Raw genomic sequence first — 21,257 nt, 5'->3', positions numbered from 1 at the left:
GTTGTGATTTCCTTGACCGCCGGCCGTCTTTGCTCCAGGCGGTTCAGGTGACAGACGCCATCCCGTCCCGAAGCTGCTGCCAGACGGCCCGGCTCTTTGGAGGGCGCTCCAACGCCAGACATACCAGTTGTCCGTTGAGCGCGGCCAGTTCGGCCAGTGTATCGGCGGCTGGCGCATGATGCCAGAAATCACCCGGCGACTGACGCTGCATCGCGGCATAAGCCCGGCGCGCCGGCAGGCTGATGTCCCGCCCATACGCGAGACAGGTTGTGCAGCCCGGCGTGCCGTCAGCGGACAAGCGCGCGGCCGGCGTGGACAGCAAATCCACACCACACCGGGCGCAGTGTTTCCAGTCCGGCAGAAAACCGGCCAGCCGCAGGAGCCAGGTTTCAACATAGACCATCAGGGCATCAGGCGTTTCCGGCCGTGGCGTCTGCGCGTGGCGGTCGGCCAGATCGCACGCTGCGGCGAGCAGGCGATATACAGGGTCGTTGGCCTGATGTGCCGGAAACAGCTCACTGGTGAGTTCGGCCCAGTAGGCCAGCATCGCCATCAGAACCGGATCGGACGTTGCCGCGAAGTGCAGGCGCTTGACATCGCAGGCCACAAGCGACACAAGTTCCTGTCCCTGGCGCTCGCGGTACACCACACTCACCTCGGAAAACAGCTCCAGCGCCGCGCCGTACTTCTGGCGCTTGCCCTGGGCCCCGTAGGCCACGGCGCGCACCAGCCCGCCGCTGCGGGTAAACAGCACGACCACTTTGTGCGCTTCGCCATACGGGTAGGTACGGAGGACGAAAGCGTCGCTGGTGTGTAACGTCGTTGCCGCCGACATACGAGGTTTGCAGTGGCTTCAAAATCCAGCATGCTTGCGCCGTGCGCGCCTGGGCGCACCATCAGCGACACCCTGCAATGAAAGGAATCTTCCGGCACATGGCCGAATACATCAACCGCCAGTGGCGACTGGCTGCCCGTCCGGTGGGCAACTTCAAGGATAGCGATTTCACCTGGCATGAAGAACCCGTTCCCGACCTTGCGGATGGGCAGGTACTTGTCCGCAACATCTATCTCTCGCTCGACCCGACGAACCGCATCTGGGCGGCGCAGGATTCCTACCTTCCGGCCGTGCCGCTGGGAGATGTCATGCGCGGCGTGGCCGTCGGTGTGGTTGAAGCCTCACGGCACGCGGGCTTTCCGGTGGGCACCTTTGTTCAGGGACTGCTTGGCTGGCAGCTCTATTACGTCGGCAACGGACAGGGTTTGACGCCGATTGCCAAAATCCCCGGCCACTCCCTGCTGCTCTATCACGGCGTTCTGGGCGCCATTGGACTGACGGCCTACTTCGGACTGCTCGACATCGGCCGCCCCAGAGAGGGCGAAACCCTTGTGGTGTCGGCGGCGGCCGGAGCTGTCGGCTCGCTGGTCGGCCAGATTGGAAACATCAAAGGCTGCCACGTCGTGGGCATTGCCGGCGGGCCGGAAAAATGCCGCTGGATTGTCGAAGACCTGGGTTTTGACGCAGCCATTGACTACAAGCATGAAGATGTCGCAGCGGCGCTGACGCGGTACTGTCCCAAGGGTATTGACGTGTACTTTGACAACGTAGGCGGCGCAATTCTCGACGCAGCGCTGGTGCGGATGAACAACTTCGGGCGCGTCGTCGCCTGCGGCGCGATTTCGCAGTACACCAGTGAGAAACCACCTGCCGGGCCGGCGAACTTCCTGCTTGTCATCAGCAAGCGGCTGCGGATTGAAGGCTTCATCGTGCTCGATTACCTGCCGCGCGCACAGGAAGCCATCCCGCAGCTTCTCGAATGGATTGCCCAGGGACGCCTCAAGTACCGGCTCGATGTTGTTGACGGTCTCGAACAGGCACCCAGGGCCGTGCAGAAACTCTTTGACGGCTCCAACATCGGCAAACTCGTCGTCAAGGTCTCGGATGAACCATGACGCAGCCCGTTGTTGGCTGACGCAACAATGACGCACAGCATTCTGGTTGTTGCTGGAGAAGCTTCCGGCGATGCTCACGCGGCGGAACTCGTTCACGAGATACGCCTTCTGGCGGAGCAGAACGGTGTGGCCGCGCCACGGTTTCATGGGATGGGGGGCGAACGTCTGGCAGCGGCCGGCGTTGCGCCGCTCATCCGCATGGAAGCCGTCAGCGTCATTGGCATTGTCGAAGTGGTACGTCATCTGCCGACCATCTGGCGCACCTTCCGGGAACTCGTGGCCGGCCTTGACCGCGACCGCCCCGATGCAGCCATTCTGGTTGACTTTCCCGATTTCAACCTGCGTCTGGCGCGTCAACTCAGGCGACGGCAGATTCCGGTCATCTGGTACATCAGCCCGCAGGTCTGGGCCTGGCGCAGCGGACGGGTCTCACAGCTCAAACAGCTCGTGACGGACATGCTCGTGCTGTTTCCATTCGAGGTTGCCTTCTATGCCCGCCATGGCATGAATGTGACCTTTGTTGGACATCCGCTGCTCGACCGTGTGCCGCGTTTCTCACCGGACGAAAAACGGTCTCTCCGGGAACGTTTCGGACTTGGAAACGATAGCTGCGTCATTGCCCTGCTGCCGGGCAGTCGCCGGTCGGAACTGCGGCACTATCTGTCTCCGATGCTCGACGCCGCCGAAAAGCTGGCGCGTCATGACGCATCGCTGCGCTTTGTGATTCCACGTGCGCCGTCGCTTGCGGATGCTGATTTTACGCCCTGGCTGCGGAAAGTCGGGCTTCCGGTCCGGCTCATCCCGGATGCCTTCTATGAAACACTCGCCGTGGCGGATGCGGCCGTTGTCGCTTCGGGCACCGCCACGCTGGAGACGGCACTGGCTGGCGTTCCGATGGTCATCGTCGGCAAGGTCGCGCCCTTGACGGCAATGTATCTGCGACGCTTTGCCCCGCTGCCTTACGTCGGCCTTGTCAACTATGTGGTGGGCGAAGCTGCTGTGCCGGAGTTGCTTCAGGAACAGGTTACTGGCGAAAACATTGCCCGGCGGCTGCACGACCTGCTGCACCAGACGGCGGAACGGGAACGTTTGCAGGCCGTCTATGCCGCCATTCGGGCGCGACTGGGTGAAGTTGGCGCTTCGGCGCGCGCGGCGCAGGCCGTATGGCAGCGTCTGACGGCGCTCCCGCATCGGGCGGCGCTGCCATTTCAGGCGCAGCCGCAACCCGATGCCCACGCCCCCTGAACGTGTTTCACCGGCAGGGCTTTGCCGGGAAGCACATCAGGCGCTCTGGCGGGCGCGGTCGTAAGCCTGCACAATGAGCTGCACCAGCCGGTGCCGCACGACATCCCGGTTCGTGAACTCGACAATGGCAATCTCGCGGATGTCGCGCAACACGGTCATTGCTTCGACAAGGCCCGACAACTTGCCGGGCGGCAGGTCAATCTGCGTGGCATCGCCCGTCACCACCACCCGCGAGCCAAAACCGATGCGCGTCAAAAACATCTTCATCTGCTCGGAGGTCGTGTTTTGCGCCTCGTCGAGAATGATGAAGGCTTCAGACAAGGTTCGCCCACGCATAAAGGCCAGCGGCGCAACTTCGATGATACGCTTTTCCAGCATGCGGGTGACTTTATCGGCATCGGCCAGATCAAAGAGCGCGTCGTAGAGCGGGCGCAGGTAGGGGTCAACCTTGTCCTGTAAATCACCCGGCAGGAAGCCCAGCTTTTCGCCGGCTTCGACCGCGGGGCGCGTCAGGATGATCCGTGAAACCTTCTTCTGCCACAGGTAATGCAGCCCCATGGCGACGGCGAGAAAGGTTTTTCCCGTCCCGGCCGGGCCGATGCCAAACACGAGTTCGTGGGCTTGCAGGGCCTCCAGGTAGCGGCGCTGCGTCGGCGTCCGCGCCGAAACCATTTTTCGCCCGGTCGGGTTGAAACGATAGGTCTTGGAAAAGAAGCTCTTGAGGGAGGAAGTCCGGTCGTCGGCAATCTGCTTGAAAGCCTGACGCAGTTCCTGGCTTGACGGGGCAGCACCTTCAATGACCAGTTCGGCAAAGTCGGTCAGAATGGACTCGACCACGGCTATGTCGGAAACCTCACCTTCAATGGTCACTTCGCTCCCGCGCGCCCCAATGCGGACGTTCAACAGCGATTCAAGATACCGGATGTTTTCGTCATAGGGCCCGAACAGAACTTCGAGACCCTCGTCAGGAAGCGTCAGTTTCTTCAAACCACCACCTTGATACTGAGTCGTGACCACCGGAGTGCAATTGGTTTGACCTGCTGGCTACTATCGTAAAGCCACCGGCGGGTGTCAACGGCAGCCGGTCTGACTTGCACGGGACATCCGGGTGTGATTTTCCATGACCGCATGTGGCGGCCCCGGTCGGCCGCTTTTCACTGCCCAGACCGTTCTTTCCAGAAAGGTTCGACGCCGTGCGTTACCTTGCCCACAAGTTCTTCACCTCTCAGCTTATTGCCGTGGTGGTCACGGCCTCACTTGCAGTCATGGCACAAACAACCCGTCCGACACCACCCATTGCCAAAAAAGAACCGCGCGTTTTCGAGTTGCATGGCGACCGGCGCGTGGATGACTACTTCTGGCTGCGCGACGACAAACGCCAGAACCCGGAAGTGATTGCTTACCTCGAAGCCGAAAATGCCTACACGGAAAGCGCCATGGCGCCACACAAGGCATTTGAGGACAAGCTGTACCGGGAAATGCTGGCGCGTATCAAAGAAACCGATCTCAGCGTTCCCTATTTATACCGCAACTTTTTCTACTACTACCGCACCGAACAGGGCAAACAGTATCCCATTTATTGCCGCAAAAAAGGCTCACTCGATGCCCCGGAAGAAATACTGATTGATCTCAATCAGCTTGCCGAAGGTAAATCCTTCATGGCGTTGGGGGCATTTGCCGTCAGCGACGACGGCCGACGGCTGGCCTACACCACAGACGACACAGGCTATCGCCAGTACAAGCTCCACATCAAGGATTTGACCACCGGCGAGCACCTGCCGGACACTGCCGAGCGGGTCACAAGCGTTGAATGGGCGGCCGACAACCAAACTCTGTTTCTGGTTGTTGAAGACCCGGTGACCAAGCGTTCCAACAAGCTTTTCCGGCACACACTGGGCGGTAAAACCGAAGAAATCCTTGAAGAAACTGATGAACTGTACAACCTGGGACTTGACCGTACCCGTGACCGGAAATATCTCACGCTGCTTTCCATCAGTTCGACGACAAGCGAAGTCCGTTACCTGCCCAGTGACCAGCCACAGGGAACCTTTCAGGTGCTTTTTCCCCGTACCGAAGGCATACGCTACTTTGCTGAGCACCGCAACGGTGAGTGGTTCATTCTGACACAGGATGGCGGCAAAAACTTCCGCATCGTACGCGCGCCCGTCAGCGATCCGTCCAAATCCAACTGGCGTGAATTCGTCCCGCACAATCCCAAGGTCAAGATCGAATCCATTGACCTGTTTGTCCGCCATGCCGTTGTCACCACACGGGAAGACGGTCTTCAGAAATTCACCGTGTTTGATCTGGAGCAGGGCAAATCACACCTCATTGCCTTTCCTGAACCGGCTTACGCCGTTGGTGGCGCAACCAACGCTGAGTTTGAAACGACCAAATTCCGCTATGCCTATGAGTCGCCCATCACACCGCGCTCGGTCTATGAGTATGACCTCGCCACACGCCAGCAAACCCTGCTCAAGCAGAATGAAGTCGTTGGCGGCTACGACAAGACGCAGTACGTCACCAAGCGCCTGTTTGCGACGGCGTCGGACGGAACAAAGATTCCGCTCACCGTCACCTACCGGAAAGGCCTGCGGCGAACCGGCAAAAATCCTACGCTACTGTATGGCTACGGGAGCTATGGCATCTCGATTCCCGATGGCTTTTCCTCCAACCGGCTGTCCCTGCTCAACCGGGGAATGATCTTTGCTGTTGCTCACATTCGCGGCGGCGGCGAAATGGGTGAAGAGTGGCATGAGCAGGGCAAGATGATGCAGAAGAAAAACACCTTCACCGATTTCATTGCCTGCGCTGAGTTTCTCATCCGGGAGAAATACACCTCGCCAGCGCACCTGGCGATTCAGGGCGGCAGCGCCGGAGGACTGCTTATGGGAGCGGTTGTCAACATGCGTCCCGACCTGTTCCGCGTGGTCATTTCACAGGTGCCCTTTGTGGACGTGATGAACACCATGCTTGATCCGACCCTGCCGCTGACGACCGGGGAATACATCGAGTGGGGCAACCCGAACGAAAAGGCGGCTTACGACTACATGCGCTCGTATTCGCCCTACGACAACCTCCGGCCCGGAAACTATCCGGCTATGCTCGTCATCACGGCGCTCAACGACAGTCAGGTGGCCTACTGGGAGCCGGCCAAATACGTCGCCAAGCTGCGGACGCTCAAAAAGGACAACAATCTCCTCCTGCTCAAAACCAACATGGGCGCCGGCCACGGTGGTGCGTCCGGTCGCTACGATGCCTTGCGCGAAACAGCGTTTTACTACACGTTTCTGCTCACGCAGCTTGGCATTGAGAAATAAAGGGGTTTCCTGCCCAAGTTATGCTCATCAAGCGACCGGCTGACATCAAAAGCTCAGAAATCACACCCGAGTGGCTGTATCTCCGACGGCGGGAAGTGTTGCGCGGTCTGATAGCCGGCGGTTCGCTTGTAGCCACGGCCGGGATTTACCATCTCTTTGCCAGGGCTGCGCGCCGTCCGCCGCCCGGCCCTGGCCCGCGGCCACTAGCCACGGTCTCTGCCAGCGACGCTTCCCTGACGACTGATGAACCGCCAACGGACTACGACGACATCACGCACTACAACAACTTCTATGAGTTTTCGACCGCCAAGCATGACGTGGCCTATGAAGCCCGTGCGCTGGTGACACGCCCGTGGACAGTGACGGTTGAAGGCGATGTCCAGCGTCCCCAGACCTTCGACATAGACGATCTTCTGCGCCGCTTTCCGCTTGAAGACCGGGTGTACCGGCTTCGCTGTGTCGAAGGCTGGTCCATGGTTATTCCCTGGGTGGGCTTTCCGCTGGCTTCCCTGCTCAAGCTGGTCGAGCCACTGGGCAAGGCGCAGTTTGTGGCGTTCGAGACCCTGCACGATCCCAAACAGTTTCCCATGCAACGCGGGCAACTGCTTGATTGGCCCTACCGCGAAGGGCTGCGGCTGGATGAAGCCCTGCATCCGCTGACGCTGCTTGCTGTGGGCTTGTACGGCAAAACCCTGCCCAACCAGAACGGTGCGCCACTGCGGTTGGTTGTGCCGTGGAAGTATGGCTTCAAGAGCATCAAGTCGGTGGTGCGCATTGTGCTGACGACCCGCATGCCACGCACGACCTGGCGAGAAGCCGCACCCCATGAGTACGGCTTTTATGCCAATGTCAATCCGGCGGTGAGTCATCCCCGGTGGAGCCAGGCGACCGAACGGCGCATTGGTGAGTTCACCCGACGACCGACCCTGCTGTTCAACGGCTACGCCGAGCAGGTGGCGCATCTTTATGCCGGGATGGACTTGAGAACATTCTACTGACACCTTCACCCGGCAACGCCTCACTCAGACAGGCCGCCTAGACGCGATTTGCCTTGAGTTCAGCGAGGGAATAGTACGTGCCGCGCCAGGTGATACCGCGTCCCAGCAGGGTTCGCAGTGTGGCATTCCACACGATGAACATCATCAGCAGGACGGTCAGCGGGAAGAGCGGGACGTGCCGCCACCGGACGCCGTACCGCAGCGAGTTGTCGGCATAGAGCGCCAGCCCCAGTCCGACGTTGAGCAGATTGACCTGCCACACCCAGCCACTTGTCACCAGCAGCGCCAGGCAGGGCCAGACAAACAGCAGAAACAGCGTGAGCGGCCCGGCGACAGCCAGCGCCAGGTTGTAATCCATCCCGGCAAAAGTGTTCTTTTCAAGCCCCCGGATGAGTTCTCCCAGGGAGTGATACCAGGTGACGGACAGCAGTCCCTTTCCGGCCACCAGTTCCTGTCGTCCGCCGGCCAGCTTGATGATTTTGCCAAGTTTCATGTCGTCATCGGGCCGCATCCGAATGGCAGCGTGCTTCCCAGCGCGCTCGTAGGCCGTGCGGCGGACGAGATTGAACGCGCCAATGCCGACAAAGACCGTACTGCGCGGGTCACGCGCCCGCCACGGACGCACGAACATCGAGAAACACATGGTGAAGGTGCCGAGAAAGGCCGTCAGCCAGAAGCCAGGCAGGGGGACCTCGGGCCCGACGGCGACGTGGTCAAGGCCTTCGGCAAGGGCAAAGGCCACAGCACGGCGCACGGCGCTGGGGTGCATGATGATGTCGGCATCGGTAAAGAGCAGGAAATCGCCGGTGGCTGCCTGCGCTCCGACCCAGTGGGCGTGATTTTTTCCCAGCCAGCCGGGGGGCAGCGTGGTGACAGTCACGGTTTTGAGCACCGGAAACTCACGCTGAAGGCGGGCCAGAACCTCACCAGTGGCATCGGTGGAACGGTCGTTGACCACAATGATCTCCAGCTCTGGATGATCCTGGGCCAGCAACGACCGCAGCGCCGGCTCGATGGTGTCGGCTTCATTGCGGGCCGCGACAATGATGCTGACAGTGGCCAGGGGACGGACCTCCGGCCCAACGGCATCGGCCAGAAAGCGGATGGCCCGGTTGCCGCGCCCAAGGACGGCCAGCGAAGCCACCAGAACCACAGTGGTCACGATAGCCAGACTTTGAAGCAGAAGTTCCATGGCGTGACGCCAGCCTTGGGGGCCGTGCTGCGCAACGAACTGCGGACGTTGCCCGACGTGCTCAAGCTTAGCGCCACGGAATCAGCGCCAAAAGTGCCCGAAGCGGTCTCAAGGCGGCTGAGCAACAGAGCCACCATTGCCCCCAGCCATATTGGCTTGACGGCATCACCGGATCACACAGACAGACAGCCGGGCTGCTCACCACAGCCGGCCCAGTATGTTGCCCGGTGTAGCAAGCTTCGGGTTGCCACCACTGGCATCCACAACCAGTATGCTTCGTGGACGAAGGGGCGGGAGTACCCCACGCGAGTGAAGTGCCGGTTTGGGGGGAAAGAAGGACAGGTGGTTTTGGATCAGTTGCGGACGGTGGACAAGGCACGCTTGGTCAGGCAACTTGGAGTGATGCCCCGTGAGACAGGACGGGAGGTGCCAGGGGTGCTGACAGAGATGTTTGCAGACAGACGGTGAGTGCCCAAGCGGTGCTTTCACCAATCACTTTCAGTGTGGGCAGGCGGAAGTGGAAGTTCAGCAAACCAACGCCTCACAACCCAAGTCGTTACCCCAACCAGTCGCGCAGCATAAAGTAGCGCACCAGTTCAGGCTTTCTTGTCAGGTTTTCCTGCATTCGTTTTCCAGAGCGGCCTGGAGGGTAGCCACAACCTGCTCCGGCTGTGGCACGGTGGCAATGAGGCGCTGGTAGGGCGCGCCAGGCCGCAAGGTGACGACAACCGCCGGGTCCCGGCGGTACACAGCCACCACATCGTTGCCGCCCTGCCGGAGCATCGTCCCCAGCACAATGACCCACGGGATGCCGGTGCCAAAGCGCAGGCCATCGAGGATGTCCCACGGATCATCCACTTTCTCAACCGCTTGGATGTCCTTGAGTCCGACGGTAGCGCCGGAACGCAAACCGCCCAGCTTCTCCAGCGGGGAAAACTCCAACGCCAGTTGTCCATCACGGATTTTAAACGTCGCCATAGTTCTCTTCCCTCCAGGTGAAGACCTCCAGGTGAAGACTTTCCCGGATGTCTCCGCCAGCTCGTCCCCCACAACCTTCCGGTCCAGAACCTTCCCGCGGCCGCACGCCGGATGCCCCTTACGACAACGCCAGACGGTAACTGTGTGCTGCGAGACTGGCCAGCGGCATGGTATGACGTACATTCAGGTCACACACCAGCAGGAATATCTCGTCAGCAAGAAAGTGAGTACTGAACGGTGACGCCATCTTCTTCTCCCGTGGTGTCGAGCCTGTCGGATGTAGCCGGACAGTTGCAGGCGCTGGAATCGGCCATTGAGACCGTCGTACGGGGCAAGCACGAGGTCGTCCGCTTGGCGCTGGTCACGCTCGTCGCCGATGGACACCTGCTCATTGAGGATGTGCCCGGCGTCGGCAAAACCACGTTGGCACGTACCCTTTCCCGCGCCCTGGACTGTTCCTTTCAACGCATCCAGTTCACCAGCGATCTGCTTCCCAGTGACGTTCTTGGGTTGAGCGTCTATGACCAGGTTTCCGGCCGGTTCGAGTTCCGTCCGGGGCCTATCTTTGCCAACGTCGTTCTGGCCGACGAAATCAATCGCACCACGCCCAAAACCCAGAGCTGCCTGCTCGAAGCCATGGCCGAAGGGCGGGTGACGATTGAAAACCAGACATTTGAACTGCCCAAGCCATTTATCGTTCTGGCGACACAGAATCCCGTCGAACACCACGGAACCTATCCCCTGCCGGAGTCCCAGCTCGACCGGTTCACCATGCGTCTCAGCATGGGGTATCCCTCAGCCGAAGACGAACGGCAAATCCTGCTCGGCAAGGCCCGTCGCGATCCCCTGCTGGAGATGAAACCAGTGCTGTCGGCGGCGGATATGCTGGCGTTGCAGGAACGTGCCCGTACGGTACGGATGGACGATGCCCTGGTGGACTACCTGCTGCGCATCGTCAATGCCACCCGCACATCGGAACTGCTGGAAATGGGGGTCAGCCCACGGGGCAGCCTGGCGCTGTTTCGTGCCGCGCAGGCGCAGGCACTCTTTGACGGACGCGACTACTGCCTGCCGGATGACATCAAACGGCTCGCCATTCCGGTGCTTTCCCACCGCGTCATCGTCAGCCCACGGTATGCCGGTGGGGGGCGCGAAACCGATGATGCCCGGTCGGCGCTCGAAGAGATTCTCAAAACGGTGGCCGTGCCCCTGTGACAGGGACTTGCGGACTCACCATCACCAGCCAGGATTTGGCCAACAGTTGGTCGCTGGCAGACGGCTAGCGGTTGGTCAGCAGAATAACACCGTCCTGAACAAAAACGCGCAAGGGCGGCGGTGGTGGTTCATCAGGAACTGGCGCGGCGTTGGGCTTGGCAACCCGATGGGAAGACTTGCCATAACGCGCCAGGATGGTTTTGACATAGTGGCGCGTTTCAGCAATGTTGGGCACTTGGTAGCCACTGCGAATCACACGGTGTTCGCCGGCATTGTACCCGGCCAGCGCCAGCGCGACATCGCCGTTGAACATGTCCAGCAGCAGGCGGAGATACTTGACCCCGCCCTCAATGTTCTGGCGCACGTCAAAGACATTGCGCGTTCCCATCCGGGCGGCCGTCCCGTCAATCAACTGCATCAGCCCTTTGGCCCCGGCCGGCGAAACGGCGTAGGGGTTGAAACCCGACTCCTGGCGGATGACCTCGACAATCAGGCGCGGATCGACGCCGTACTTGGTAGCCATTTCCATAATGACGGCATCGAGTTGCGGCTTACCGGTCGAAATCGGGGCGGCCGGAGCAAGTTTTTCTGGCTCTGTCGGGGGTAGAGCGCGGCTCACCAAAATCCACGTGCCATTGGCATCCCGCCGCGCCACAAGTTGAGACAGGGGCGTTTCCTGAACCGCATCGCTTGTTGTGGACTCAGCTTCCTTGGCTGTTTTACCCGGCTGTGTCGCCGTTTCACCAGCCAGTACATTGCCAGACGGAGCAGGCGACGGAGAGGCCGGTACATTGGTTACAGCCGGCTTCGGCGGGGCTAGCGACACGGGAGGCGTGCGTGGCACGCGAAAGTCATCATTCGTGTGCGTTCGCGGGTATGGGGCTGTTCCCTGGGCCGGCGCTGGAGCATCCGCCAGGCAGAGAGCTGCCAGCAGGAACAAAGGAGACATCAGCCACAACGCAGGCCGATTGCACCGCGACCGCCCGGGCCCCACGGCCCATTGCATCGTTCGGTTCGTCATAAGCCAAGTCTTCGATGCCGGGCAGTCTAGGCGTCAGTTCCGGGACTGTCAACCGCCGGCAGGATGGGCAACCGTCCCAGCCACAGCAGACTTAACCTACTCGCCACTCGCCACTCGCCACTCGCTACTCGCCACGTGGGAAACCGTCCTGGCCGCAGGTCGCCTCAAGTGGCGGAGTCATCATCGTGGATGGTGCGCAGACTCAGAATTTCAAAGTGGCGCAGGCCCTGCGGCGTTTGCACTTCGACTTCATCACCGGGCTGCTTGCCCATAAACCCACGTCCAAGGGGGGAGGAAGTCGAAATCAGTCCCTTTGAAACATCAGCTTCCTCGGGCATAACCAGGCGATAGGTCACTTCGATATCCTTATCGAGGTCAAGCACCCGCAGCGTGGAACCATACGCCGCCCGGTCCCGGGGCAACGAATCGAGATTGATGGCAGCCAGCGCCGCCAGCCGCTGGTGCAATTCCGCGACCCGCGCCCCAACCAGCCGGACCCGCTCGCGCGCCGCCTGGTACTCCCCGTTTTCGCGCAGATCACCATAAGCGGCTGCCCGTTGGAGTTCGCGTGGAAGGTCAATCTTCAGTTCCTGTTCGAGTTGCCGTAGCTCCGCTTCGAGTTTTTCCCTGACATTCATCGCCATCACTCCGAAAAATCCATGGATATTGCAGCTTTGTCTTGATGCATCACGTGGTGACTGGACAAATCACAGGCCAAGACTTGTAGGGTGAATACCGGTTATTTATACTCGTGACGGCTTCAGACTTGGCTATTGTTTTTCTGTCCTTACCGACGGATGTCCAATATCGTCGCCCGGCGGTGGGCCTGGGTGACGGGTATGCTGTTGTAAAACAAATGAAATAACCGTTCCAGACGATAACACACGCAGCATTGCTACCAAGTTAGTCTTCGCACACCAGGGCGGGTGTCACCCCCCTTGAAAGTTTCCAAACCCCGCCGGCGCACCAGCGACGGAGGACTCGATGGACTTCAGCAAGCTCCTCAATGCGATTCGCGGCAACAAGGCTGCCGACGCATCGGCAGCGCCCAAAGACCGGCCGGAAACGGAACCTGTCATTCCGGTTGAGGTCTCGCCCACGGTTGTCGCGGCCGACCATCCGCCTCCTCCAGTGCGGACCTCCGGGAGTGTTGTCCAGTCCCTGCTCGGTCAATTCACTGGCGGACACCGCGAGCCTTCACCACCAACTCCACCCAAAACACCGCCACCCGGAACGGCCAACAGCTACGGTGATGGTCTGACGTCAACGCTCCCTCCCGGAGCGGCGGCTTCATCCGCGGCGGCTTCATCCCCGGCAACGGCAGACACAGGACAGAAAACGCCGCCCCTGGATACAACCACGCCCATTGATGGTGACTGGTTCGACGTATCGCTGGACGAAAAGGCCCCTGCTGTCCCTCCTGCAGTGGATGTTCCCGTTTTGGACCTGCCACCGGATGTGCCAGCACCCAACGTTGCCCCGGCAAGTGTTCCGACCGATGCACTTCTCACTGCTCCGCCAGTTGCCCCGGCCGTCGCTCCCTTCGAGGTCTCCGGCAGGGTTGACCTGAGCTGGACACCTGCGGAAGCACCCGCTGCGCCTTCTGTGGCGGATTTTTCATCCACAGATTTTCCATCCCAAGGCGACGGGATGGATACAGGCCCGCCGCCGGCCTCGGTAGCGTCAATGACCGTGCCGCCGGCTATCACCCAGCCGGTGGAAGCTTTCCTGACAGAAAGCACCTACGTGCCACCGCCGCCAATGGAGTTTCCTTCAGCAGCCGGAGGTTTTTCCCAGGGAGTGCCCATGGAAGCGCCGCTGGCCCCGGTCAACAACTGGGGATTTCCTCCCGCTGACACGCCGGTGATGCCCTCGACGAGCGTAGCAGCGCCGGTTTCCGCTGCCGGGACAGTAGAACCAGTTGCAGCCAGCGTGCCAGACGCCCGACCGGCAAGCTGGTCGGACTGGCTGATTGAAAACCTCGATGAAGCCCTGATGGTGCTCGACGCCCAAGGCATCCTTCAGCAGGTGAACCCGATGGCCGAATACCTGCTCGGCGCACCACGGCAGAACCTGCTGGGGCGGTCACTGCTTGACATCAGCCAGCAGCTTGGCAGCGACAACGCCCCCCTCTGGGAACACCTGAGCGTCACAACTGAAGCCCAGCAGTTTTCAACAAACGTGATGCTTCCCGATGGGCAGTCCATGATGGCTTCGTTCGTGGTCCTGGAGTTGCCTGCCCAAGACCCATGGCCGGGCGGGCGTGTCATTGCCATCCGGGACGAAACACGCCTGCGCGCCGAATTTGCCCAGATGATGGAAGACCTCACGCCCCCGCCAGCCCCGGCCTCGGCCCTGCAGGTTACACCCGAACAGTTGACCGCCATGCGCACTTCACTTCAGATGGTTCTCGGCTTTGCCGAACTGCTGCATCGCGGTGAGTACGGGCCCATGAACCCCCAGCAGTTCGAGATGTTCCGCAACATCGAGCACCATGCCAAACAGCTTGCCGAGTGGCTGGGGCTTCCGCAGTGACCGCGCCGGACATCACGCCCCCATGCAAGATTGACCTGACGGCAGACATTCTGCCGCCGCTGGAGTTTATCGCCCATGCCTGCCTTGCACGCCGTGGCAGCCGCCGTTGCCGGTTGCGTCAGCGGCGAAAGCTTTGAGGTACGTGACATCACCTGCCTGGCTGGAGCCTGTCAGCCGGGCAGTATTTTTGCTGCCCTCCCCGGCATCCGGGCCGACGGCCACGACTTCATCCCGGAAGCCCTCTCGCGTGGCGCCCAGGCCATTCTCTCGGAACGCCCGGCTCCACCAGATTTTCCGGCCGCGTGGATTCAGGTGGCCGATGCCCGGCGTGCCCTTGGCCAAGTGGCGGCGCTGCTCCACGGGCATCCCAGCCATCACATGCACGTTATCGGCGTCACCGGCACCAACGGCAAGACGACCACCACCTACCTGCTCTACGAAATCTTCCGCGCCGCCTACGGACACGCCGCGCTGCTCGGCACCATTGAACAGCGCATGGATGATGATCGCCGCCCCTCGCGTCTGACCACGCCGGAAGCCCCGGAAGTGCAGGCCTTCCTGCGACGCGCCTGGGACAGCGGTTGCCGCCATGCCGCTATCGAGGTGTCCTCAATCGGGCTTGACCGGTGGCGCGTCGCCGACATGCGGTTTGCTGCTGCCATTTTCACCAACCTGACCCAGGATCACCTGGACTACCACGGCACAATGGAGCGGTACTTCGACGCCAAGTTGCGGCTCTTTGACGGGCGTAACGGAGAAGTTCCCGGAATTGCCGTTCTCAACACCGACGACGCCCGTACGCCCGACATCATCACGGCCATCAACGGCCGCGCCCGGATTGTGACCTACGCCGTCCACGACCCCGGTGCTGAAGTCCGCCTCGCCCGGCTTGATGTTCACACGCGCGGCATGGCGCTGTCGCTCCACACGCCCCGCGGAATGCTCGATCTGGCCACGCACCTCGTGGGCACGCCTCACGCCTACAACATTCTGGCCGCCACGGCCACGGCGCTGGCGCTCGATGTTCCGACCGACGCCATCCTGGCCGGGGTGGCCAACACGGTCGTGCCCGGGCGGTTTGAAGTGGTCGAAGGCAGTGACGACCATCTGCTGGTAGCCGTGGACTATGCCCACACCCCTGATGCCCTGGCCAACGTTACAGCCACCGCCCGCGAACTGGCCCGCCTCCGCCGGGGACGGGTCATCACCGTGTTTGGCTGCGGCGGCGACCGTGACCGCACCAAACGTCCGCTGATGGCCGAAGCGGCGGCCCAGGGCAGCGACCTCACCATCCTGACGTCGGACAATCCACGGCGGGAAGCCCCGGAGCGCATCCTGGACGACGCCGAAGTCGGCTTGCGCGCCGTCGGCAAGCCCTATCACCGGATACTTGACCGACGCCAGGCCATTGCCTTTGCCATTCAAACGGCGCAACCCGGCGATGTCGTCGTCATTGCTGGCAAGGGACACGAGACGTACCAGATTCTCAATCACCTGACCATTCACTTCGATGACCGCGAAGAAGCCCGCCAGGCACTCCGTCGGCTTCGGTCGGACAAAGGAACGCCAATGGAGTAAAGTGCGCGGCCACAACCAAACCCTCATCCCTGCGGAGTACCTGCTGTGACGCTTGCCGACCTTGCCGACCTGCTGGGAATTGCCTGCCCTGAAGGGCTGCGCGCCATCACGCCGGTTGGCTTTTCGATTGACTCACGCACCATTCGCCCCGGCGACCTGTTTTTTGCCATTCACGGAAAACGTTTCGACGCCCATGCGTTTGTGCCGGAAGTCCTGGCGCGTGGCGCGTGTGCGGCCGTTATTCATCGCCCACTGCCGGAACTGGAACCAGCCGCCGCCGCCCGCTGTCTGCTCGTGCCGGACACGCTCCGCGCCATGCAGGAACTGGCCCGGGCGCTGCTGCACCGGTGGGGACGCCCCATCGTCGGCATCACCGGCAGCATGGGCAAAACGACCGCCAAAGACCTCACGGCGCTGACACTTGCGCCTTACGGACGCATCTACGCCTCGGTGGGCAACCTCAACAACGAATACGGCCTGCCTCTGGCCGTCTTCCAGATGCTTTCGGACGGGCGGCGCATGGCGGACTACGACGTGGCCGTGCTCGAAATGGGCATGAACGAAAAAGGCGAAATCGCGCGGCTGTGCGAGATTGCGCCCCCGGATGTCAGTGTTGTCCTCAATGTCGCCCCGGTTCACATCGAGAACTTTCCCGACGGGCTGGAAGGCATTGCCGCAGCCAAGGCGGAAATCGTCCACGGGCTGAAGCCGACGGGCACGGCCATTCTGAATGCCGACGATCCGCGCGTAGCCCGCATGGCGGCCATCGTTCTGGCGCGGCGGCAGGAACACAGCGGGGCGCAGGTGATGTACTTCGGGCGGAATGAAGCCTCCCACGTCACAGCACTCGATGTCACCTCCCGTGGGCTGCTGGGTACGACGTTTACGCTTTCCACGCTGAAAGGACAGGCAGCCGTTGAACTTCCGCTGGTCGGCGAACACCACATCAGCAATGCGCTGGCAGCGGCGGCCGTGGCGACCCACTTCGGTGTCAGCCCGGACGCCATCGCCGCCCAGCTCCGGCTGGCGCAGCCGGGACCCCATCGCGGCGTCGTCCGGCGCTACGCCGGCGGATTTACCGTCGTGGATGACAGCTACAACTCCAACCCCGTCGCCCTGCAGGAAGCCGTGCGGCTGCTGGAACAGGTGCCCGACGCCCGGCGGCGGATTGTTGTCGCCGGCGAAATGCTCGAACTCGGCGAGCAATCCAGGGAGATGCACATCGCCTGCGGGCGCGCGCTCGCTCATGCCAGGGTGGACATCCTGCTGGGCGTCGCCGGCCATGCCCGCGATCTGGTGGCGGCCGCCCAGGCCGAACAGAACCACGGGATGCTCACGGATTTCGTCGAAACCGCAGCCGAAGCCGGCCGCTGGCTGGCCAGCCACGTCCAAGCCGGGGATGTCATTCTCATCAAGGGTTCACGGGGGGTACGGTTGGAAACCTGTCTGGAGGCCCTGCCGGCTTAGGCACGCGCGATGCTCTACTACCTGCTCTATGAAGTCCTGCACCTGAAGTACCAGGTTTTTGGCCCGTTCCGCGTTTTCGGCTATCCGTCCTTTCGCGCCCTGCTGGCGGCAATGACGGCCACACTCATCTGCCTTCTGCTCGGCGCGCCGATGATTGCCTGGCTGCGCCGCCTCAAGTACGGGCAGGAAATCCGGGAAGAAGGCGTCAAGGCGCACCAGGCCAAGAAAGGAACGCCGACCATGGGCGGTGTGCTCATCATCACGGGCATTGTTGCCGGAACGCTCCTGTGGGCCGATCTGAGCAACCTGTACGTCTGGGTGGTCCTGTTTGCCCTGCTGGCGCACGGGGCGATTGGCTTTCTGGACGACTACCTGAAAATCGCCAGGCGGCAGAACCTCGGCCTGCAGGGACGCTGGAAACTCCTCGGACAGGTGACAACGGCTCTGGTCATCGGGGGCGTTCTCATCGGTTTCGGCAACTATGCCACCTACCTCAGTGTGCCGTTTTTCAAGGATTTCCAGCCCGACCTGACAGCCTGGCTCTATCTGCCGTTTATGCTGCTGGTGATGACGGGCAGCTCGAACGCCGTCAACCTGACGGATGGCCTCGACGGCCTCGCCATCAGCACGACGTTCGTCGTCGCGCTGACGCTCACCCTGCTGTGCTATGTCACAGGTCTGACCGAACTGGCACTCTACCTCAACCTGCCGCCCAGTCCGCCGGCGCTTGAAGTCACTGTGTTTTGCGCGGCACTGGCCGGCGCAAGCCTGGGGTTTCTCTGGTTCAACGCGCCGCCGGCGGAAGTGTTTATGGGTGATGTCGGCAGCCTGGCCATTGGCGGCTGCATGGGCTGCGTGGCCATCGTCATCAAACAGGAACTGCTGCTGGTCATTCTGGGCGGCGTGTTTGTCATCGAAACGCTTTCCGTCATCCTGCAGGTGAGTTACTACAAGCTGACGAAGGACCCGCAGACCGGCATCGGCAAGCGGATTTTCAAGATGTCGCCGCTGCACCACCACTTTGAACTTACCGGCTGGAAGGAATCCAAAATCGTCTTCCGCTTTCTCATCGTGCAGATTTTCTTTGCCCTCGTCGCCCTGGCGACGCTCAAGCTACGGTAACGATGCCTGCCTTCGACAACACGAACAACCAGAGCTATGCCGGCCGTCACCTCGTCGTGGTCGGCGCTGGCATCAGTGGCATCGGCGCGGCGCGGTTTCTGGCGGCGCGCGGCGCGCAAGTGACCCTCACCGACCAGCGCCCGGCTGAAAAGCTGCCGCCGGAAGTCATCCAACTCCCATCGGAAGGCATTGCCATTGAAGCCGGAGCACATCGCCCGGAAACCCTGCGTGCCGCCGATGAAATTGTGCTCAGCCCTGGTGTCCCTCCGACGCTGGCGGCGCTTCAGCCGGCGCGGGAAGCCGGTGTGCCCATCATTGGCGAAATCGAACTGGCCTTCCGCCACCTGCGCGGGCGCATCGTCGCCATTACGGGCAGCAACGGCAAAAGCACGACGACGACGCTCATCGGGCACCTGCTCGCGGACGGCAGGCTGCCGACCCAGGTTGGCGGCAACATCGGTGTGGCGGCCGTCTCGCTGGTGGAGACCTCACGCGACGACGGCTGGACGGTACTCGAATGCAGCAGTTTCCAGCTTGAAACCGTCGTCACCTTTCGCCCGCACATTGGCGTCCTGCTCAACATCACCCCCGATCATCTTGACCGCCACGGCACGTTTGAAAACTACGTGGCCGCCAAACTCAACATGTTTCGCCGGTTTGACGGTGAAACCTTGGCCGTACTCAATGCCGACGACCCGACGACCCCCCGTGCCCAGGCGCAGCTTGCGACCCAGGGTGCGCCGGTGACGCTCTTTTCAGCCCAGCGGGAACTGGAAGAAGGGCTTTTTCTGCGTGGAAACGATCTGGTGTGCCGTACCCGGCAGGCCGAACGGGTGCTGCTTCACCGCGCCGACCTGCCTCTGCCGGGCCGGCACAATATGGAAAACATCCTGGCCAGCCTGGCTGTCGCCCTTGCCGCTGGCGTCGCGCCGGAAACCGCCCGGACAACCATCCGGGACTTTCGCGGGCTGGAACACCGGCTGGAGTTTGTGGCGGAAGTTGGCGGCGTCCGGTACTTCAACGACTCCAAGGCCACGAATGTGGCAGCGGCCCAGGTGTCCATCGAGGCTTTTCCGTCCGGGCTGCACGTCATTCTTGGCGGCCTGGACAAAAACAGCGACTTTGCTCCGCTCGTGGACGCCCTGGCACCACGGGCGGTTTCGGTGGCGCTCATCGGCGCGGCCGCCGAAAAAATTGCCGCCACCTTTGCCGGACGGCTGCCGCAGCCCATCACGCGCCATGCCAGTCTGGAAGATGCGGTTCACAGTCTGGCCCGGCGTGCCCGGCCCGGCGATGTGGTTCTGCTTGCGCCGGCCTGTGCCAGTTTCGATATGTTTGATAACTTCGAGCACCGGGGACGGGTTTTCAAGGCAACAGTCAAGGGGTTGATTTCGAATGTGCAGCGTGAGGCGTCATGCAGCCCAGATTGACCATTCCCACCGTGGTGCCTGTTTCGCGCAACCTGGTGACGTTTGTGGACCCATGGCTGCTCGTCACGACGATTGCGCTGGTGATGTTTGGCCTGGTCATGGTCTATAGCGCCTCGGCGGCCCTGGCGCATGAAACCTACCGGACGCAATTTCACTTCGTCCTGCGCCAGGGGCTGGCCGCCCTGCTGGGAACCGGGCTGCTGCTCGGCAGCCTGTGGCTTGGCTACGCACGCTTGGAACGGCCGTGGGTGGTGTATGGGCTGCTGGGCGTCACGGTTTCCCTGCTGGTGCTCGTCCTGCTGCTGCCCCCGGTCCGGGGCACGCATCGCTTCATTCGTCTGCCGGGGCTGATGTTTCAGCCTTCTGAACTGGCCAAGCTCGCAATGGTGCTCTTTCTGGCCTATTTCCTCAGCCGGAAAGACGCGCCGGCGCGCCGTGATCCGCGACAGGGACTGCTCCCGGTCGGCCTCGTCGTGGGACTGCTGATGGGACTCGTTTTTCTGGGGCGGGACCTGGGAACGATTCTGATGATGGGCGGGACGGCGACAGCGATGCTCGTCGTGGCCGGCGTGCCGCTCCGCTATCCGGCGCTCGCGGGACTGCTCTGCTCGCCGCTGCTGCTCTATGCCCTGCTCAGAGAGCCATACCGGCGCGCCCGGCTGCTGGCCTTTCTTGACCCCTGGAAAGCTCCCAGGGAAGAAGGTTTCCAGATTGTGCAGTCGTTGATGGCCGTCGGCAGTGGCGGCGTGTCGGGCGTCGGCTTTGCCCAGAGCCGCCAAAAGCTGTTTTACCTGCCGGAAGCGCATACGGACTTCATCTTTTCAGTTATTGCCGAAGAAGTCGGTCTCATTGGCAGCCTCATGGTCGTCGGACTGTTCGGCATTCTGGCCTTTCGCGGTCTGCGTGCGGCCTTTCTGGCCCCGGACGACTTTGGCAAGCTCCTGGCAACCGGGGTCACCGTTCTGCTCGTGGGGCAGGCGCTGTTCAATCTGAGCGTCGTGTTGAGTCTGGTACCGGCCAAGGGGATTCCGTTACCCTTCATCAGCTACGGCGGCAGTTCGATGATGATGAGTCTGCTGGCGGTCGGCTGGCTGCTGAGTGTGTCGCGGCGCACGTGAAACCGCGTCCACGGTTGGCAAACGGCCACGGTTGGCAAACGGATCGAAAGCCGTACCCGGCCACAGCCAGGGCGAATTTTTGAGAGAC

Annotated in this window: 18 protein-coding genes; 12 read left to right on the top strand and 6 right to left on the bottom strand. The window is 61.7% G+C overall.

Features of this window, described 5'->3' with window-relative positions:
- Nucleotides 1-43 precede the first annotated feature (43 nt).
- Entirely contained in the window at nt 44-835 is a 792-nt protein-coding gene (recO, locus tag J8C01_RS03245) for a DNA repair protein RecO (RefSeq protein ID WP_211432361.1), read from the bottom strand.
- A 98-nt stretch (nt 836-933) separates the two neighbouring features.
- On the opposite strand from recO, the gene J8C01_RS03240 reads away from it, so the two are divergent.
- Both J8C01_RS03240 and lpxB read left to right on the top strand, forming a co-directional pair.
- Nucleotides 934-1,950, top strand: coding sequence for an NADP-dependent oxidoreductase (locus tag J8C01_RS03240; RefSeq protein ID WP_211432360.1), 1,017 nt, complete (start codon nt 934-936; stop codon nt 1,948-1,950).
- A 27-nt stretch (nt 1,951-1,977) separates the two neighbouring features.
- Nucleotides 1,978-3,195 carry a lipid-A-disaccharide synthase gene (gene lpxB / locus J8C01_RS03235; protein ID WP_211432359.1) on the top strand — a complete coding sequence of 406 codons (1,218 nt, stop codon included), beginning with the start codon at nt 1,978-1,980 and terminating at the stop codon, nt 3,193-3,195.
- A 36-nt stretch (nt 3,196-3,231) separates the two neighbouring features.
- Here the strand turns inward: lpxB and J8C01_RS03230 are convergent, their stop codons facing one another.
- Nucleotides 3,232-4,182: a PhoH family protein gene (locus J8C01_RS03230; protein WP_014099152.1), complete on the bottom strand. Its 951-nt coding sequence runs from the start codon at nt 4,180-4,182 to the stop codon at nt 3,232-3,234.
- 278 nt (nt 4,183-4,460) lie between these two features.
- Between J8C01_RS03230 and J8C01_RS03225 the strand changes: the two genes are divergently transcribed.
- A complete protein-coding gene (locus J8C01_RS03225; RefSeq protein ID WP_249355485.1) occupies nt 4,461-6,515 on the top strand; it encodes a S9 family peptidase in 2,055 nt (684 codons plus the stop codon).
- Nucleotides 6,516-6,535: 20 nt separating this feature from the next.
- Nucleotides 6,536-7,513: a protein-methionine-sulfoxide reductase catalytic subunit MsrP gene (gene msrP, locus J8C01_RS03220; protein WP_014099150.1), complete on the top strand. Its 978-nt coding sequence runs from the start codon at nt 6,536-6,538 to the stop codon at nt 7,511-7,513.
- A gap of 37 nt (nt 7,514-7,550) precedes the next feature.
- Here the strand turns inward: msrP and J8C01_RS03215 are convergent, their stop codons facing one another.
- Nucleotides 7,551-8,705, bottom strand: a complete 1,155-nt coding sequence (locus tag J8C01_RS03215) for a glycosyltransferase family 2 protein (RefSeq protein ID WP_211432357.1) — start codon at nt 8,703-8,705, stop codon at nt 7,551-7,553.
- A 3-nt stretch (nt 8,706-8,708) separates the two neighbouring features.
- Between J8C01_RS03215 and J8C01_RS15570 the strand changes: the two genes are divergently transcribed.
- Nucleotides 8,709-9,173, top strand: coding sequence for a type II toxin-antitoxin system PemK/MazF family toxin (locus J8C01_RS15570; RefSeq protein ID WP_371821097.1), 465 nt, complete (start codon nt 8,709-8,711; stop codon nt 9,171-9,173).
- Nucleotides 9,174-9,314: 141 nt separating this feature from the next.
- On the opposite strand, the gene J8C01_RS03210 is transcribed toward J8C01_RS15570, so the two are convergent.
- Nucleotides 9,315-9,683, bottom strand: coding sequence for a hypothetical protein (locus tag J8C01_RS03210; protein ID WP_014099148.1), 369 nt, complete (start codon nt 9,681-9,683; stop codon nt 9,315-9,317).
- A gap of 237 nt (nt 9,684-9,920) precedes the next feature.
- On the opposite strand from J8C01_RS03210, the gene J8C01_RS03205 reads away from it, so the two are divergent.
- A complete protein-coding gene (locus J8C01_RS03205; RefSeq protein ID WP_371821096.1) occupies nt 9,921-10,898 on the top strand; it encodes an AAA family ATPase in 978 nt (325 codons plus the stop codon).
- Between the two features lie 64 nt (nt 10,899-10,962).
- On the opposite strand, the gene J8C01_RS03200 is transcribed toward J8C01_RS03205, so the two are convergent.
- Nucleotides 10,963-11,847 (bottom strand): lytic transglycosylase domain-containing protein, encoded by an 885-nt coding sequence (locus J8C01_RS03200; protein ID WP_211432356.1) that lies wholly within the window; start codon nt 11,845-11,847, stop codon nt 10,963-10,965.
- A gap of 236 nt (nt 11,848-12,083) precedes the next feature.
- Entirely contained in the window at nt 12,084-12,557 is a 474-nt protein-coding gene (locus J8C01_RS03195) for a GreA/GreB family elongation factor (protein ID WP_014099145.1), read from the bottom strand.
- A gap of 346 nt (nt 12,558-12,903) precedes the next feature.
- On the opposite strand from J8C01_RS03195, the gene J8C01_RS03190 reads away from it, so the two are divergent.
- From J8C01_RS03190 to ftsW, 6 genes are all read left to right on the top strand, one after another.
- On the top strand, nt 12,904-14,454 hold the full coding sequence (locus tag J8C01_RS03190) for a PAS domain-containing protein (RefSeq protein ID WP_211432355.1): 1,551 nt from the start codon (nt 12,904-12,906) through the stop codon (nt 14,452-14,454).
- Between the two features lie 75 nt (nt 14,455-14,529).
- On the top strand, nt 14,530-16,032 hold the full coding sequence (locus J8C01_RS03185; protein ID WP_211432354.1) for a UDP-N-acetylmuramoyl-L-alanyl-D-glutamate--2,6-diaminopimelate ligase: 1,503 nt from the start codon (nt 14,530-14,532) through the stop codon (nt 16,030-16,032).
- Nucleotides 16,033-16,077: 45 nt separating this feature from the next.
- Nucleotides 16,078-17,499, top strand: a complete 1,422-nt coding sequence (murF, locus tag J8C01_RS03180; protein ID WP_211432353.1) for a UDP-N-acetylmuramoyl-tripeptide--D-alanyl-D-alanine ligase — start codon at nt 16,078-16,080, stop codon at nt 17,497-17,499.
- A 9-nt stretch (nt 17,500-17,508) separates the two neighbouring features.
- On the top strand, nt 17,509-18,621 hold the full coding sequence (gene mraY, locus J8C01_RS03175) for a phospho-N-acetylmuramoyl-pentapeptide-transferase (RefSeq protein ID WP_058866580.1): 1,113 nt from the start codon (nt 17,509-17,511) through the stop codon (nt 18,619-18,621).
- Nucleotides 18,622-18,623: 2 nt separating this feature from the next.
- A complete protein-coding gene (murD, locus tag J8C01_RS03170; protein ID WP_211432352.1) occupies nt 18,624-20,051 on the top strand; it encodes a UDP-N-acetylmuramoyl-L-alanine--D-glutamate ligase in 1,428 nt (475 codons plus the stop codon).
- Complete coding sequence (ftsW, locus tag J8C01_RS03165) at nt 20,036-21,169, top strand: putative lipid II flippase FtsW (protein WP_081464670.1); 1,134 nt, start codon at nt 20,036-20,038, stop codon at nt 21,167-21,169. Before murD ends, ftsW begins: the two co-directional genes overlap by 16 nt.
- Nucleotides 21,170-21,257 lie beyond the last annotated feature (88 nt).

Source organism: Chloracidobacterium sp. D, assembly GCF_018304685.1.
Taxonomy (GTDB): Bacteria; Acidobacteriota; Blastocatellia; order Chloracidobacteriales; family Chloracidobacteriaceae; genus Chloracidobacterium; species Chloracidobacterium thermophilum.
This window is presented reverse-complemented; position numbering and strand designations above follow the sequence as displayed.

Coding starts and splice junctions, on each gene's coding strand:
- murD (WP_211432352.1), top strand. CDS start 18,624: ATGCCTGCCTTCGACAACACGAACAACCAGAGCTATGCCGGCCGTCAC.
- mraY (WP_058866580.1), top strand. CDS start 17,509: ATGCTCTACTACCTGCTCTATGAAGTCCTGCACCTGAAGTACCAGGTT.
- J8C01_RS03185 (WP_211432354.1), top strand. CDS start 14,530: ATGCCTGCCTTGCACGCCGTGGCAGCCGCCGTTGCCGGTTGCGTCAGC.
- J8C01_RS03210 (WP_014099148.1), bottom strand. CDS start 9,683: ATGGCGACGTTTAAAATCCGTGATGGACAACTGGCGTTGGAGTTTTCC.
- J8C01_RS03195 (WP_014099145.1), bottom strand. CDS start 12,557: ATGAATGTCAGGGAAAAACTCGAAGCGGAGCTACGGCAACTCGAACAG.
- J8C01_RS03190 (WP_211432355.1), top strand. CDS start 12,904: ATGGACTTCAGCAAGCTCCTCAATGCGATTCGCGGCAACAAGGCTGCC.
- lpxB (WP_211432359.1), top strand. CDS start 1,978: ATGACGCACAGCATTCTGGTTGTTGCTGGAGAAGCTTCCGGCGATGCT.
- ftsW (WP_081464670.1), top strand. CDS start 20,036: ATGCAGCCCAGATTGACCATTCCCACCGTGGTGCCTGTTTCGCGCAAC.
- J8C01_RS03225 (WP_249355485.1), top strand. CDS start 4,461: ATGGCACAAACAACCCGTCCGACACCACCCATTGCCAAAAAAGAACCG.
- J8C01_RS03200 (WP_211432356.1), bottom strand. CDS start 11,847: ATGTCTCCTTTGTTCCTGCTGGCAGCTCTCTGCCTGGCGGATGCTCCA.
- J8C01_RS03240 (WP_211432360.1), top strand. CDS start 934: ATGGCCGAATACATCAACCGCCAGTGGCGACTGGCTGCCCGTCCGGTG.
- recO (WP_211432361.1), bottom strand. CDS start 835: ATGTCGGCGGCAACGACGTTACACACCAGCGACGCTTTCGTCCTCCGT.
- J8C01_RS03215 (WP_211432357.1), bottom strand. CDS start 8,705: ATGGAACTTCTGCTTCAAAGTCTGGCTATCGTGACCACTGTGGTTCTG.
- msrP (WP_014099150.1), top strand. CDS start 6,536: ATGCTCATCAAGCGACCGGCTGACATCAAAAGCTCAGAAATCACACCC.